Genomic DNA, 14,344 nt, shown 5'->3' with positions numbered 1-14,344 from the left:
ATTCTAAGTCCAAAGATCGGCGATATCTGCATATAGGGAATCTTTACCAAAGAGCTGCTTACCCCTTGAGCTAGGATGATATTTTTGGCTTTTATATCTTCTAGAGTGTAGATGCCGTCCTCAAAACAGAGCTCTTGTATATCTTTTTTGTAAAAATCACACCCTTTGGTTAACTCATGGCAGATCTGCACAGGCTCTATAACTGCTGCATTTTCATAAAAGTAACCCTCGATATCCATAAAGTCTTTTGATATCTTATGCAATTTTTTAGTGTCATAATGCTCACATGTCATGCTGTTTTTGGAGAGTTTACCCTCATCGAAATTACCGTTAGCAACCCTAAGAACACCCTTTTTATCCACCGCTTTTGGCAGCAGCTTTTGATAAAAACTCAAAGAGAACTCTAGTGCCTCGTTTACTAAAGAGTTATAAGGATTTGTCTTGCCGGGTAGAGGAGATAAAAAAGCTCCTGCTGCGCCGCTTGCACCTCCAGCAATCGCCTCTCTGTCTATGAGTGCAACACTTTTGTTCTCTTTGTGTAAAAAATAAGCCATGTTGCATCCCGCACTTCCGGCTCCGATTATTAAGAAGTCATATATTTTCATTTTGGCATTATAGAAAATAAAGCCTTAATGGTTAATTTTCAAGTAGATATTGTTTTTGTGATGTTATAATCGCGCAAATATATAACTATAGGATATAAAATGTATGGACTTTTTGATGATGAAGATGATCTACTAACCGGCTCGCCTAAGAGCAAACTAATGGATGTTATTTTCAATGCAAACAACGATGTAGTAAGATATGAGATTGAAAAATTTATCGACAGAGCTGCTGCCATGGAGATGATGATGAGAGAGCGATGTGGCGATAAATTTAGTGATGACGGCGATGAGGTAGAAAAAGAGATTCGCGCTTACACTCTTTCTAGAAGAGATGAAGTTGATGATTTTGCAAAAAATCTGTATATCGAAATGATGGGTGCAATTTTAACAAAGAGCGAATAGTTGAAAACAGTTTTACGACTATTTACCCTCTTGCTACTTAGTTTTAGTTTCATATTTGCCAATAATTTTGTACAAAGCAGAGAAATGTCACTGAAAAAAGATGAGCAAAAGAAAATTCTTGTAAAATATGACAATAAAGAAAAAGTTTTTAAATTTAGATGGACGCTATATAAAAATGGTGGATTGGTAGTTTTTAGATCATACGACAAAGTTGTTGCTCAAAATGTACTCTACTTAAGGCATAAAAACCAAAGTTTCAGAGTTGAGTTAAAGCCAAGAGGCGCGGATTTTTACAATACGCCCTATATGTTGGTGAAATTTAAAGAGTTTGATCAAAAATCAAAAGAGGCGCTGTTTGAAATATTTTTATCCGACGATAAGGGACAGATTGTGCTTGAGTATTTAAAGATGGCTAAAGAGGGATGATGCAAAGAGTTGAGAGCGAAATAGAAAGATTGATTGGGGAGATAGAGTATGACGAAGTAACACGTCTTTTTAGTACGCTTTCAGGCGGTAAAAGACTCCGCGCAAAACTTATTTTAAAGATTGCACCCTCAAGCGAGAAAGCTCCTCTTTTAGCGGCTATTGTTGAGCTTATCCACGCTGCGAGCCTGCTTCATGATGATGTAATAGATGAAGCAACCCTAAGACGCGGAACTGCTTCTGTGAATGCAACTGAGGGAAGCAAAAATGCCGTGATGTTAGGAGATATTTTATACTCAAAAGCTTTTAGTGAGCTGGTCTTGTTTGACAGAGATATTGCCAAGATAATTGCCTCAAGTGTTACCGCACTTAGTAAAGGCGAAATGATGGATGTTAAAATGGCTGAGAGTTTTAATGATGATGAAGAGAAATATCTTGAGATGTTATACCTTAAAACAGCCACCCTTATTGAAGCTGCAGCTCACGGGGCTGCCATTTTAGAAGGCAAAGACCCAATCTCTCACGCACTTTATGGAAGAAATCTAGGGCTCTCTTTTCAGATAATAGACGACATACTCGACATCACAAGCGACGAAACAACTCTTGGAAAACCTGCAATGAATGATTTTGTAGAAGGTAAATGCACACTGCCATATATTTATCTTTACAGAGTCATGCATAACGACGAGAAAGAGAAGCTAAAAAATCTTCATGCTAAAGTTTTAAGCGAAGATGAGAGCGCATGGATCAGAGGCAAGATGCAAGAGCACAAGAGCATTGAAAAATCTTTTGAGTTGGCGCAAAAATTATCAGACGAGGCGATGAATGCGATGAGAGATGACGAACAGCTCATAAATATTTTACAGACTATGATAAAAAGAAGTTATTGATGCACTATTTAAATATAAGTTTTTCACATAAAAACTCAACAATGGAAGTTAGAGAGAAACTCTCTTACAAAGATGAACAGGCAAAAAGGGGATGTTTAACCAAGTTAAACGCAAGCCCCGCAATAAATGAGTCGATTCTAATCTCTACGTGTAACCGCATGGAAGTATTTTGCAGCTGCAGCGATGTAGAAGTCGCAACTCAGCATATTTTTGAGATGTTGACGGCAAGATCTGGCATCTCTATCGATGAGCTTGAGGGAAGGGCGAGCATATTTGATGACAGCAGCGCCATTCATCATATATTTTCAGTTGCATCCTCTCTTGACTCTATGGTTGTCGGCGAGACGCAAATCGCGGGACAGCTTAAAGATGCTTTTAGATTCTCCTACGACAAGGGTTTTTGCGGTCAAAAGCTAGCTCGTGCGATGCACCATGCTTTTAAATGTGCGGCAAAAGTGAGAAATGCAACCGATATATCTTCAAAACCGGTTTCAATCGCTAGTGTAGCGGTTGCAAAACTAAAGTCTGTTTTAGAGAGCGTTGAGGGTAAAAAAGCCTTGGTTATCGGAGTCGGGGAGATGTCGGAGATTACGGCTAAACATCTTATCTCTAGCGGTGCCGATGTCTATATTATGAACAGAACAGCTAGCAAGGCTAAAAAATTGGCAGATGAGTGCGGCGCTAAAGTTTTAGACATGTGCGAACTTCCAAAAGCAGTAAATGAGTTTGAGATTCTTTTTACCGCAACTTCAGCCTCAGAACCTATAATAACAGATGAGATTATAGAGACGCGTGATTTTGACAGATTTTGGTTTGATATGGCACTTCCGCGTGACATTAATTACCATAAAGGGGAGCGAATAAACCTCTACGTGATTGATGATTTGAAGAATATTGTAGATGAAAATATGTCTCTTCGTGAAGATAGTGCAAGAAAGGCTCACACCATTGTGGGCAGAAGTACCGTAGAGTTTTTTGAGTGGTTGAACACCTTAAATATTGAGCCTATGATTAAAGAGATATACGAAAAAGCTTTTGAAGCCGTAAGATTAGAGACGCAAAGAGTGATAAAAAAAGGGTTTGTTCCAAAAGAGTATGAGGCGCAAATCACCAAGATGAGCGAACAGACGATGAAGAGGTTCCTTCATGAAATGACCTCAAAAATGCGCAGTATTTCAGAGGAGTCAAAAGCGGACATGGTAACGAGTGCTCTACAGTTTTTAATACAAAAAGATAAGAAAGATATGCCAGATAAATATAAATGTGAGCATGCCTTAAACATTATAGAAGGAAAATAATTGAGAAGAAGCAGAGCGTTTGTCCCGACAACAAAAGAGGCACCATCCGATGCAACACTGCCAAGCCATAAATTTTTACTCAGAGGCGGTTTTATAAACAGCCAAGGTGCCGGACTTTATAATTTTATGCCTTTAGGCAAGATTGTGTTAGAAAAAATCAGAGCAATTGTAAAAGAGGAGTTGGACCTTGCAGGGTGTCAAGAGGTACAGCTTAGCTTTGTAACGCCAATCGGGCTATGGGAGAGAAGCGGCAGATCTGAAACTATGGGAAAAGAGATGCTCCGTATAAAAGACAGACATGTAAGCGAGTTTGTGCTTAGTCCCACAAACGAAGAAGCTATGGTTGAGATGGTAAAAAACAGAGTCACTAGCTATAAAGACCTTCCTCTGAATCTATACCAGATTAACACCAAATTTCGTGATGAAGCAAGACCTAGATACGGGCTTATGCGCGGTCGTGAATTTTTAATGAAAGACGGTTACTCTTTTCACTCATCTGTAGAGGATATGATAAGAGAGTTCGATCTTATGGAAGTGACCTATAAAAAAATCTTTACAAGACTCGGGCTTGATTTTAGAGTAGTTGCGGCTGACAGCGGTGCTATCGGCGGAGAGGGGAGCAAAGAGTTTCATGTTTTGGCAAATAGCGGCGAAGATACCCTTGTTGTATGCGAAGCTTGTGATTACGGTGCAAATATAGAGACTATCTATGAGAGTGAAGAGGAGATTGATGCTCTTAAGGCGAAATCTTATGAGGAGATTCAAGAGTTAAGTATTGAGAAGCGCTGCTCTTGCGGATCTGAACTCCATTTCAAAAAGGGGATTGAAGTTGGGCATATTTTTCAGCTTGGCACCAAATACTCATCGGCTTTAGAAGCGCACTTTAATGATGAAAACGGCAGAGCAAAACCTTTTGAGATGGCAACATTTGGTATAGGCGTAAGCAGACTTGTGGCAGCCGTTATTGAGCAAAACCATGATGAAGAGGGGTGTGTCTGGACAAAATCAACTGCTCCCTACATGGTAAACATCTTGGTCTCAAACATAAAAGATGATGCTCAAAACTCTCTTGGCGAAGAGCTTTACAGCAGACTAAAGAGCGCAGGTGTAGAGGTTACAATAGATGATAGAAAAGAGAGATTCGGTTTTAAGATGAAAGATGCAGAGCTTATAGGTTTTCCATACACCGTCATAGTAGGAAAAGAGCTTGAGAACGGCTTGGTTCAGATATTTGATAGAAAAACAAAAGAGAACACTCCTGTAAAAGCGGATGAAGTTTATGAAAAAATAACGGAACTTCTTAAGTAATGATATATTTTATAGTTTATCTTTTTTTGGAAGTAATTATCTCGGTAAACATATCATCTGCCATCGGCGGATTGGCAACATTCTTTGAGATACTCATCAGCGCATTTATAGGTTTGATGATATTGGCGAATTTCAAAGCAACGCTTAGAGAAAATTTTATGGCTGTATCATACAACTGTATAGATTTAGAACAGTTTCAGAGTCTCAATCTTTTTACTATAATAGGCGCAATTTTGCTTATAATCCCCGGTTTTTTAACGGATATAGTCGGGGCTTTGCTACAGTTTAGTATATTTACGACTATGCTTGTTAATCGTTATAATGTAAAATCAGACAGATGTAAAAAAGAAGAAGAATACAACAGTTTAAAAAAGGATAATGATGTCATTGATGTTGAAATTATTAGCGACAATACTAATAACAAGTAGTTTTGCATATGCGGAAGATTTAAATCAAAAAATAGAGACTTTTATAGAGAATAGTTTTGATAATAATCCAAATATAAAATCTATGAATGTTAGAATTTTGAGTAAAAACAGAGTCCAAGAGCATAAAAATTGGAGCGCGTATGTCGTAGAGTTGGATGCTATTTTAAAAAAAGATGGGCGACAGGTAGTTCAAAAGATGCTCTGGTTCTCAGATGGAGAGGTTATAACAAAAGAGCTCTTTGATATACAAAGTGCCAAAGCGATGAACGATTTTGTCTCTATTCCTTTTAAAGATGAGTATTACAAAAGAGAGAACCTGATCTCAGGAAATACAAATGCAAAATACAGAGTTGCAATTTTCTCAGATCCGCTATGTCCATTTTGTAAATCTTACGTTCCCGAAGCAATCAATCATATGAAAAAAGAGCCTAATAAATATGCAGTATATTATTATCACTTCCCACTAGAGACGCTTCATCCAGCTGCAGTTGAGTTGGTAAAGGCGGCTATTGCGCTTGAGTTAAAGGGGAGAAAAAACGTAGTCCTTGATCTCTACAAAGTTAAGGTAGATCCAAAAGAGAGATCTCATGATAAGATTTTAGCCGAGTTTAACAAGACGATGAACTCAAACATCAAGCCGTTTGAACTTCTCTCAAAAGAAGTTACGGCCCATTTTAAAAGTGATCTGCAGATTGCTGATATGATGATGGTCAACGGTACTCCGATGGTCTTCTTTGACGGAAAATTAGATAAAACAAAAATGAAATATAAAGAGGCAAAATAATGGAAAAATTGGTAATAGCGACAAGGGGTTCACAGCTTGCACTTTGGCAGTCTAATCATATAAAGGCTATTTTAGAGGAGCAAAATCCTGGTTTAGAGGTTGAGCTTAATGTTATAGTGACGACTGGAGACAGGATTCAAGACAGAGCACTTTCAAAAATAGGGGGCAAGGGTCTGTTTTTAAAAGAGCTTGAGGAAGCAATGCTAAGAGGCGAGGCGCAAATTGCTGTTCACTCACTTAAAGATGTTCCGACTGTAATGCCTGATGGGCTTCTTTTGGCAGCAATTACAGAGAGAGAGGATTGCAGAGATGCACTTCTCTCCGAAAAGTATGCAAACATCGATTCGCTTCCACGGGGTGCTGTAGTTGGAACATCTTCTCTTCGCCGCCGTATGCAGATAGAGAAACTTCGTCCTGATTTAATCATCAAAGATTTAAGAGGCAATGTCGACACAAGAATAAGAAAGCTAAAAGAGGGAGAGTTTGATGCTATTATTTTAGCGGCAGCTGGAATAAATAGACTCTCACTACTTGATGCGGTTCAACATGTCTACCCAATTTCCTTAGATGAGATGATTCCATCTATGGGGCAGGGAGCGCTAGGAATTGAAGCGGTAAATGATGCGGAGGTTTTAAAAATAGTTGCCGGACTTGAAGATGAGTACAGCAGAATAGAGACAACTATTGAGAGATCTTTTGTTGATGTTCTTGAGGGCGGATGTCAGGTGCCAATCGGTGTAAATGCATCTGTTTTAGAGGATGGAAACGTAAGCATTAGAGCGGTTTTGGGTCTTCCTGATGGAACAGAGATGCTTAGTGATTCAAAAATAACTTCTAAAAAAGATTACCAAAGCGTAGGCAGAGAGATGGCGGCAGAGTTTATAGCAAAAGGTGCCAAAGAGCTGCTTGCACGTGCTGAAGCAATGATGGAAAACAAATAGAATGAAGAGAACCATCGAGCTTCTTAGAAAAAATGATGAACTAAGAGTTATTGAGGAAGAGCTTGATATATATCTTGAAATACCTCACTTGGCTTATGCGGAAGTTAAGAAGAAAGATGGCGGCAAGGCACTACTTTTTACAAACGTAGTCGATAAGAAAAGCGGGAAAAAGTTTCAAGAGAGCGTTTTTATGAATGTTTTTGGTTCATACAGACGTTGTGAGTTGCTCTTTGGAAGAAGTATAGAGTCGGTCGCAGATGAGATTACAAAACTGCTTCATATGAAGCCGCCCGAAGGTTTTTTCAACAAACTCTCAATGGCAAGCGAACTTTTTGCTCTTAAAAATATCTTTCCAAAAAAATTAAAAGGCAGCGGTGCATGCCAGCAGGTAAAATATTTAGATAAAGATATAGACCTATATAACCTTCCGGTTCTCACTACATGGGAGCAAGATGGCGGACCTTTCATTACTATGGGTCAGGTCTATACGCAGAGTTTGGACGGCGAAATGGTAAATCTCGGCATGTATAGACTTCAAGTTTATGACGAAAATCATTTGGGGATGCATTGGCAGATTCATAAAGATTCGTCTCACTTTTTTGATCAGTACCAAAAAGCCGGCAAAAAGATGCCGGTAACTGTTGCAATCGGCGGAGATCCGCTCTATACATGGTGTGCTACGGCTCCGCTTCCATACGGTGTAAATGAGCTGTTGATGTATGGACTTATAAAAAAAGAGAGTGCAAAGCTTGTAAAATCGCTCACAACGCCTCTATATATTCCCCAAGATGTTGATTATGTCATTGAGGGTTGGGTGGATACTCATGATTTAAGAGTTGAGGGTCCTTTTGGGGATCATACCGGTTACTATACGCTCAAAGAGCCATATCCCGTTATGGAAGTCAGCGCTATAACTACGAAAAAAAAGCCGGTCTTTTTGGCTACAGTTGTAGGAAAGCCGCCGCTTGAAGATAAGTATATGGGCTGGGCAACCGGGAAAATATTTTTCCCTCTTCTAAAAACGACCGCACCCGATCTGCTTGATTATCATATGCCCGAGAATGCAGGTTTCCACAATCTTATTTTAGCGAAGATGAAACCGCTCTATAAGGGGCATGCAAAGCAGTTTATGCACGCTTTTTGGGGTGCAGGACAGATGAGTTTTGTAAAGCATGCTATATTTTTGGACGAAAATGCTCCGACGCTTGAGAACTACGAAGCTGTTGCAACATATATACTTGACAGATTTTCACCAAACTCTCTCTTTATCACAGAGGGAATTTTAGATGCCCTAGATCACTCCTCTCCAGAGACTCTTGTAGGCGGAAAACTCGGTATAGATGCTACATCTGCAAACAAGGTGGAAGCGCCTCAGCTACTGGGTGATGAAGAGCTGTTCGCCAGAGTCAAGGAGATTGTTCCTGATGCAGTTGCTTTGCATCAATTTATGAGAAGAACAAAAAATCCTATAACCGTAATCTCTGTAAATAAAACAAAAAATGCAAAAAACTATTTTGATGCCCTTGTAACGCTCAGCATGCATATAAGAGTGGTCGTATTTGTCGATGAAGCAAAAAATGATATATTTAATCCATATATGCTTATTTGGAGAGTTACAAACAATATAGATGCTATGAGAGATATTTTTATCTCTGGATTGATGGTCGGAATTGACGGAACAAACAAGAATCTGCTTGATGGATTTAGCAGAGAGTGGCCTGATGATGTTGAGTGCACAGAGAGTGTCGTAGATGCCCTAAAACAAAAAGGTGTGTGGGATCTGAACGATAAAATGTATGAAAAGTTTCAATTATAATTATTTAATCTCTTTTTCTGTTATTATAAGGTTAATATAATAAATAGTGATGTAACATAGCTAATCATTATAGGGGTTTGACGTATGAATAAGTTTTTAATGCTCGTCCTTTCGGTAGTTATTTTTACATCGATAAGTGCAAGCGCTGCGATATATAAAGGGCAGAGAGAATTCGTAAGAAATTGCGTCAGTTGCCATAAAGCCGGACAAAGTTACATCGCAACAAAAAGAAAGATGGAGTGGAAAAGTTATACGAGGGCTAAGGGAAAAAGACTCAAAGAGATTCACTTAAGCAGCGAGAAGGCTAAAAAGTCTCATAAATATTTTGAAAGTAAAAAGTTTTCAAAAAACACTAGACATTTGGAAGACTTTTTACTTGAATACGCAAAAGACAGCGGTAACGTACCGGCTTGTAATTAAATACACTTGCAACAGAGATTTGAAGTATTTGCTTCATCTCTGAAACACTCTTCACTTTGTAAAATCACTTAATTTAGCTAAAATACCAAACTTTTTAATCTATTAAGGAAATAATTATGGAAAAAATGTGGTCAGGTCGTTTTTCTGCGGGCGCATCAAATCTTTTAGATCAGTTTAACGCCTCCATCATGTTTGATAGAAAACTTTATCGTGAAGATATTGAAGGCTCTTTGGCCCATGCTGGGATGCTTGCAAAACAGGGCATTTTAACAGCTGATGAGCTTGCTCAAATCAAACAAGGACTCTCTCAAGTTAAAGAGGAGATAGAATCAGGCGTATTTGAGTGGAAAATATCCGATGAAGATCTTCATATGGGAATTGAGAAGCGTTTAACCGCTATCATCGGCGATACAGGAAAAAAACTCCATACAGCAAGAAGCAGAAATGATCAGATTGCAGTAGATTTTCGCCGCTATGTGCTTCGTAAAAATTTGGAACTTGTAGATGCACTGAAGCTATTGATGCATGAGGTACTGGTAGTTGCTTCAAAACATACGCAGACACTAATACCTGGTATGACACATCTCCAACATGCACAGCCAATTAACTTTGCCTTCCATCTTGGTGCATATCTCTCCATGTTTAAAAGAGATATTGAGAGATTTGAGAGCTCTTATGTAAGAAATAACGTCTCTCCACTTGGTTGTGCAGCACTTGCAGGAACTCCTCATAAAATAGACAGAGACATGACGGCAAAGCTTCTGGGGTTTGAGAGTGTGAGTGTTAACTGCTTAGATACCGTAAGCGACAGGGATTTTGCACTGGAGATTTTGTTCAATATCTCTACTATGATGATGCATATTTCCCGTTTAAGCGAAGAGCTTGTTATGTGGTCAAGCTATGAGTTTAGATTTGTAGAGCTTAGTGATGAGTACTCTACGGGCTCTTCAATAATGCCGCAGAAAAAAAATCCTGACGTTCCGGAACTTCTTCGCGGCAAAACAGGGCGTGTTTACGGCTCTTTGATGGGACTTTTGACTGTTATGAAAGCTCTTCCTTTGGCGTACAATAAAGATACGCAAGAGGACAAAGAGGGTGTTTTTGACTCAGTAGAGACGGCAGAGATCTCTTTAGAGATACTAAAAGAGGCTATAAAGACTATGCAGGTAAAAGAGCAAAACATGAATAGCGCTTGTAAAGTAGGGCACCTAAGTGCCACCGATTTGGCGGACTATTTGGTTCAAAAGTGCAATATTCCTTTTAGAGAGGCGCACTTTATTACCGGCAAGGCAGTTGCAAAAAGCGAAGAGCTAAAGATTGACTTGAGCGAAATAGAACTTCGTTATCTTCAAGAGATAGATGAGAGAATCAGCGAAGATGTTTTAGAGTTTCTCTCAATTACAAACTCAATGAATGCAAGAACTTCTGCAGGCGGAACATCAACACAAAGAACTGAAGAACAACTAGAGTATTTTAGAAATTTTTTGGAGAAATAGAGATGAAAGTTACAGTATCACATTTAAACGAGATGAAATTTGAGGCTAAAACACAGAATAGCAGTTTTATAATAGACTGCCCGCAGATAACGCCTGTTGAGTACTTTTTAGCTGGAATAATCACATGCAGCGCGACAGACATTGTTTTGTTGCCTAAAAATCAAGGCAAAACAGTTACGAACCTCGTTGTAGACGGAGATGCTATAAGAAACGATGATCATCCAAGAAAGTTCAACACTCTGCATCTTGAGTACAGTTTTAATTCAGACGGTGATGACATGATGGCAGCTCGCTGGGTTATGGCATCTTTAGAGACATACTGCTCTACAATCAACACCATCAGAGACTCTGTAGTTATCTCATACTCCATAACTCATAACGGAAATAAAATCAGAAAGAATGAGAAGATGATATCTGGCGGTGGAAGCAAGATAGATATGGGCGAGATCGAGAGCTGCCCCTCATAGTAACTGATGTACGCACTAAAACGAACGCGTCCGTTTTTCTAAAGAAACTTCGTTTTGTGGCAGGGACTGAAGTCCCTACAACCTCCTAAAGCAATATTATTGATAAGCTTTATGATAAGAAGTCATTCTTTTTGAGACCTTTTTGAGGTACTCTCTAGGCTCATCATATTTCAAATCTCTAAGCAGTGCATCGTAAACTTCATCCGGCGTCAAAGCATTAATGATTGGAGCAGCTTTGTGCATATTGTTTGTTTTAGTAAATGCCCATGCGACATTTCCCGCTCCGGTATTATATGCTGCAATAGTGCAGTATAAGCGGCTCTTAGGGTCATTTATCTTGCTTAGATATTTATAGTAAAGTATATGCAGGTATGCACTTCCCATGGTAATATTATTTTTGCTGTCGTAGAGATAGCTTTCAGAGAGGAGTTTTCTCTCTTTATATAAAAATAGATAGCTGTCAATACCTGCAGTTTTAGGGACTATCTGCATCAAACCGTAAGCCGGCACATGTGATCTTGCTCTTGGATTGTAACTGCTCTCAGAGTGGATAACTGCAAATATAAGAGGCAGTGGAATATTCTGTTTTAACGACTGTTTTTTAACCTCGTCATAGTAAACCCTAGATCTCTTTAGCATCGCATCTGAGGGCATTGAGATATTTAGTGTATAGACTCTTGCGCCTTTTACTTTTTTTGAACTGCTTGATCTGATATTCTTATCTTTTGTTTTTTCGTTGACATAGGAGATAAGAGCATCTTTTGAGGGTTCTTTATCAAATATAACGGTTGAGAGAATAGGTTCTGGTTCGATTTTGGTATCTGCGAATGAAGAGGGTTTTTTTACCCTCGTTAATCTCTGCTCAAGAGGATCTCTCTCATGAGCCTTTTTTGTATCTATCGTAATCACATTAGCGAGAGCTTTTTTTAGTTTTTCGTTCGCCTCTTGCTCAGATGACGCTATAGTTTCAACAACAATCGTCTCATTTTCAAAATCAACGTCTGTTCTGGTTTTTTTATCTTCACTATAAGCTACCCATCGTTTTTTCGTCGACATAATGGGCTCTTCCCAGAATATGCTCAACTCTTTTTTATACTCGTCGTACTCTTTTTGGAGTGACTCTTGATAGGAGCTAAACTCATCATCAAGATCTGTTTTATAGGAGTCAAATTGATTTTTTTGAGCCTCAAAAGTCTCCATCTGCGTGTTTTTAAAATCGTCTACAATTTGCGCTAAAAGCAGTGAGGACAGAGATAGAGAGATCAGGGTTTTAACGAACATAGTCTCTTAAAATTTCCCCATAGGATCGGCATCGCTTAAGTGTGACCATGCAAGTTTAGCACCGCCTACTATATGAAAGTGCAAGTGTTTTACCTCTTGTCCGCCGTTGTCGCCGACATTTGTAATTACTCTATAACCGCTTTTGTCTATTCCCATCTCTTTTGCAACGTCTTGCATGAACTTCGTCATGCCTTTCATGGTTTGTGGGCTTACTTCGTTAAAGCTATCTACGTGTAATTTTGGAATGACAAGCACGTGAACCGGAGCTTTTGGGTTTATGTCATGAAACGCCATAAAGTCTTCATTTTCCAGGATTGTGTTTGAGGGAATTTCGTTGTTTATAATCTTGCAAAATATGCACATCTGCGCCTCTTTTTTTATTTATTGTAACATATAAAATAGCAAATGAAGCTATATATAAATTATATTTGACTATAATCTTTTCTAAAATTTAAGAGGGTATTCCCCTCAACTATGGGTGATTCTATTGAAAGAGTGGTATGACGCAATAAAAGAGGCACGGAGTGTTGAACGGATTGAAGAGATTCGTATAGCCGTGTTTGGAAAAAAAGGTGTTTTAGCGGCAGAATTTGCCAAAATGAAAACTGCATCGGACGAGGAAAAATCAAAAATTGCACAAGAGTTAAACACTCATAAAAATACGCTGATGAATGAACTCGTGCAGAGAAAAACAGTTCTGCAAACATTGGAGTTAGAAGCCCTCATGAGAGCAGAAGCGATAGATGTTTCTATGTATGGTTCAAACTCTGAGTCTGGTGCGCTTCATCCGGTTATGGAGACTATGGATAGAATTGTTGAGTATTTTTCATCTATGAATTTTGCAGTTAAAACAGGAGATATGGTAGAAGATGATTTTAACAACTTTGAAGCGCTAAATCTTCCAAAATATCATCCTGCCCGTGATATGCAAGATACTTTCTATTTCAGAGACGAGATGCTACTTCGCACGCATACTTCTCCTGTTCAAATAAGAACAATGATGAGCACTAAACCGCCAATTCGTATGATAGCACCTGGTGCAGTTTTTAGAAGAGATTACGATATTACGCATACTCCGATGTTTCATCAAGTAGAGGGGCTTTTAGTCGATGAAGAGGGAAAAGTCTCTTTTGCAAACCTGAAATTTATTTTAGAAGATTTTTTAAAGTATATGTTCGGTGACGTAGATGTTCGTTTTCGTCCTAGTTTTTTTCCCTTCACGGAGCCTTCGGCAGAGGTTGATATTTCGTGTGTTTTTTGTAAGGGAAAAGGGTGCAGAGTCTGTTCTAAAACAGGATGGCTTGAAGTGCTTGGCTGCGGCATAGTAGACCCGAATGTTTTTGAAGCGGTAAAGTATGAAAATGTAAGTGGATACGCTTTTGGTCTTGGTGTGGAGAGATTTGCAATGCTTATTCATCATATAGGCGATCTTCGTTCACTTTTTGAGGGAGATATTAAGTTGCTGGAGCAGTTTCGATGATAGTTACTAGAAGTTGGTTAAACGAGTGGATAGATTTGAGCGGAGTCTCCACAGAAGAGCTTATAAAAACATTTAACTCAATAGGTCTTGAAGTAGATAGCGTATCAACGTACGACGTTCCTAAAAAGATAGTATTTGGCAGAGTGTTGGATTGTAAAAAACATCCGGATGCGGATAAACTCAATATCTGTCAGGTTGATTTGGGTTCTAGCGTGCGTCAAATTGTGTGCGGGGCTTCAAATGTCAGAGCAGGTCTTGATGTAGTAGTCGCGACAATAGGTGCCATAATGCCAGGCGGATTGACA

Annotated in this window: 16 protein-coding genes and 1 pseudogene; 14 read left to right on the top strand and 3 right to left on the bottom strand. The window is 39.0% G+C overall.

The window, feature by feature from the left end:
- A partial coding sequence (locus RQ763_RS03280; RefSeq protein ID WP_314151159.1) for an FAD-dependent oxidoreductase occupies positions 1–554 on the bottom strand: 554 nt, incomplete at its 3' end.
- 150 nt (positions 555–704) lie between these two features.
- Between RQ763_RS03280 and RQ763_RS03275 the strand changes: the two genes are divergently transcribed.
- The 12 genes from RQ763_RS03275 to RQ763_RS03220 all read left to right on the top strand — a co-directional run bounded on the left by RQ763_RS03275 (position 705) and on the right by RQ763_RS03220 (position 11,278).
- Positions 705–1,007 (top strand): DUF2018 family protein, encoded by a 303-nt coding sequence (locus RQ763_RS03275; protein WP_294928302.1) that lies wholly within the window; start codon positions 705–707, stop codon positions 1,005–1,007.
- Between the two features lie 84 nt (positions 1,008–1,091).
- On the top strand, positions 1,092–1,433 hold the full coding sequence (locus tag RQ763_RS03270; protein ID WP_314151157.1) for a hypothetical protein: 342 nt from the start codon (positions 1,092–1,094) through the stop codon (positions 1,431–1,433).
- Positions 1,433–2,320 carry a polyprenyl synthetase family protein gene (locus RQ763_RS03265; RefSeq protein ID WP_314151156.1) on the top strand — a complete coding sequence of 296 codons (888 nt, stop codon included), beginning with the start codon at positions 1,433–1,435 and terminating at the stop codon, positions 2,318–2,320. Before RQ763_RS03270 ends, RQ763_RS03265 begins: the two co-directional genes overlap by 1 nt.
- Positions 2,320–3,618, top strand: coding sequence for a glutamyl-tRNA reductase (gene hemA / locus RQ763_RS03260; RefSeq protein WP_314151155.1), 1,299 nt, complete (start codon positions 2,320–2,322; stop codon positions 3,616–3,618). Before RQ763_RS03265 ends, hemA begins: the two co-directional genes overlap by 1 nt.
- On the top strand, positions 3,619–4,926 hold the full coding sequence (proS, locus tag RQ763_RS03255) for a proline--tRNA ligase (RefSeq protein WP_314151154.1): 1,308 nt from the start codon (positions 3,619–3,621) through the stop codon (positions 4,924–4,926).
- Positions 4,926–5,354 (top strand): FxsA family protein, encoded by a 429-nt coding sequence (locus RQ763_RS03250; RefSeq protein WP_314151152.1) that lies wholly within the window; start codon positions 4,926–4,928, stop codon positions 5,352–5,354. Before proS ends, RQ763_RS03250 begins: the two co-directional genes overlap by 1 nt.
- Positions 5,317–6,138, top strand: a complete 822-nt coding sequence (locus RQ763_RS03245) for a thioredoxin domain-containing protein (RefSeq protein WP_314151151.1) — start codon at positions 5,317–5,319, stop codon at positions 6,136–6,138. The genes RQ763_RS03250 and RQ763_RS03245 overlap by 38 nt, the downstream gene beginning before the upstream one ends.
- The gene (gene hemC / locus RQ763_RS03240; protein ID WP_314151150.1) at positions 6,138–7,079 is read left to right on the top strand and encodes a hydroxymethylbilane synthase; all 942 of its coding nucleotides are present in this window, start codon (positions 6,138–6,140) and stop codon (positions 7,077–7,079) included. Before RQ763_RS03245 ends, hemC begins: the two co-directional genes overlap by 1 nt.
- 1 nt (position 7,080) lies before the next feature.
- A complete protein-coding gene (locus RQ763_RS03235) occupies positions 7,081–8,895 on the top strand; it encodes a menaquinone biosynthesis decarboxylase (RefSeq protein WP_314151149.1) in 1,815 nt (604 codons plus the stop codon).
- 84 nt (positions 8,896–8,979) lie between these two features.
- A complete protein-coding gene (locus tag RQ763_RS03230; protein WP_314151148.1) occupies positions 8,980–9,315 on the top strand; it encodes a cytochrome C in 336 nt (111 codons plus the stop codon).
- 116 nt (positions 9,316–9,431) lie between these two features.
- Entirely contained in the window at positions 9,432–10,811 is a 1,380-nt protein-coding gene (gene argH, locus RQ763_RS03225; RefSeq protein ID WP_314151147.1) for an argininosuccinate lyase, read from the top strand.
- A gap of 2 nt (positions 10,812–10,813) precedes the next feature.
- Positions 10,814–11,278 (top strand): OsmC family protein, encoded by a 465-nt coding sequence (locus tag RQ763_RS03220; RefSeq protein ID WP_314151146.1) that lies wholly within the window; start codon positions 10,814–10,816, stop codon positions 11,276–11,278.
- A gap of 96 nt (positions 11,279–11,374) precedes the next feature.
- Here RQ763_RS03220 and RQ763_RS03215 read toward each other — a convergent pair whose 3' ends face one another.
- Complete coding sequence (locus RQ763_RS03215; protein ID WP_314151145.1) at positions 11,375–12,559, bottom strand: murein transglycosylase domain-containing protein; 1,185 nt, start codon at positions 12,557–12,559, stop codon at positions 11,375–11,377.
- Between the two features lie 6 nt (positions 12,560–12,565).
- The gene (locus tag RQ763_RS03210) at positions 12,566–12,922 is read right to left on the bottom strand and encodes a histidine triad nucleotide-binding protein (protein WP_314151144.1); all 357 of its coding nucleotides are present in this window, start codon (positions 12,920–12,922) and stop codon (positions 12,566–12,568) included.
- A 124-nt stretch (positions 12,923–13,046) separates the two neighbouring features.
- Between RQ763_RS03210 and pheS the strand changes: the two genes are divergently transcribed.
- Both pheS and RQ763_RS03200 read left to right on the top strand, forming a co-directional pair.
- Positions 13,047–14,039 carry a phenylalanine--tRNA ligase subunit alpha gene (pheS, locus tag RQ763_RS03205; protein ID WP_314151142.1) on the top strand — a complete coding sequence of 331 codons (993 nt, stop codon included), beginning with the start codon at positions 13,047–13,049 and terminating at the stop codon, positions 14,037–14,039.
- Positions 14,036–14,344: pseudogene (locus tag RQ763_RS03200) on the top strand (phenylalanine--tRNA ligase subunit beta); the annotation flags it as partial. The gene pheS and the pseudogene RQ763_RS03200, both read left to right, overlap by 4 nt.

Source organism: Sulfurimonas sp. (genome assembly GCF_032250635.1).
Classification (GTDB): Bacteria; Campylobacterota; Campylobacteria; order Campylobacterales; family Sulfurimonadaceae; genus Sulfurimonas.
Note: the sequence above shows the minus strand (reverse complement) of the source record. Positions and strands in the feature narration are given on the sequence as shown.

Excerpts from the sequence above, each read along its gene's own strand:
- RQ763_RS03275 (WP_294928302.1), top strand. The coding sequence starts at position 705 with ATGTATGGACTTTTTGATGATGAAGATGATCTACTAACCGGCTCGCCT.
- RQ763_RS03270 (WP_314151157.1), top strand. The coding sequence starts at position 1,092 with ATGTCACTGAAAAAAGATGAGCAAAAGAAAATTCTTGTAAAATATGAC.
- RQ763_RS03265 (WP_314151156.1), top strand. The coding sequence starts at position 1,433 with ATGCAAAGAGTTGAGAGCGAAATAGAAAGATTGATTGGGGAGATAGAG.
- hemA (WP_314151155.1), top strand. The coding sequence starts at position 2,320 with ATGCACTATTTAAATATAAGTTTTTCACATAAAAACTCAACAATGGAA.
- RQ763_RS03250 (WP_314151152.1), top strand. The coding sequence starts at position 4,926 with ATGATATATTTTATAGTTTATCTTTTTTTGGAAGTAATTATCTCGGTA.
- RQ763_RS03245 (WP_314151151.1), top strand. The coding sequence starts at position 5,317 with ATGTTGAAATTATTAGCGACAATACTAATAACAAGTAGTTTTGCATAT.
- hemC (WP_314151150.1), top strand. The coding sequence starts at position 6,138 with ATGGAAAAATTGGTAATAGCGACAAGGGGTTCACAGCTTGCACTTTGG.
- RQ763_RS03235 (WP_314151149.1), top strand. The coding sequence starts at position 7,081 with ATGAAGAGAACCATCGAGCTTCTTAGAAAAAATGATGAACTAAGAGTT.
- RQ763_RS03230 (WP_314151148.1), top strand. The coding sequence starts at position 8,980 with ATGAATAAGTTTTTAATGCTCGTCCTTTCGGTAGTTATTTTTACATCG.
- argH (WP_314151147.1), top strand. The coding sequence starts at position 9,432 with ATGGAAAAAATGTGGTCAGGTCGTTTTTCTGCGGGCGCATCAAATCTT.
- RQ763_RS03220 (WP_314151146.1), top strand. The coding sequence starts at position 10,814 with ATGAAAGTTACAGTATCACATTTAAACGAGATGAAATTTGAGGCTAAA.
- RQ763_RS03215 (WP_314151145.1), bottom strand. The coding sequence starts at position 12,559 with ATGTTCGTTAAAACCCTGATCTCTCTATCTCTGTCCTCACTGCTTTTA.
- RQ763_RS03210 (WP_314151144.1), bottom strand. The coding sequence starts at position 12,922 with ATGTGCATATTTTGCAAGATTATAAACAACGAAATTCCCTCAAACACA.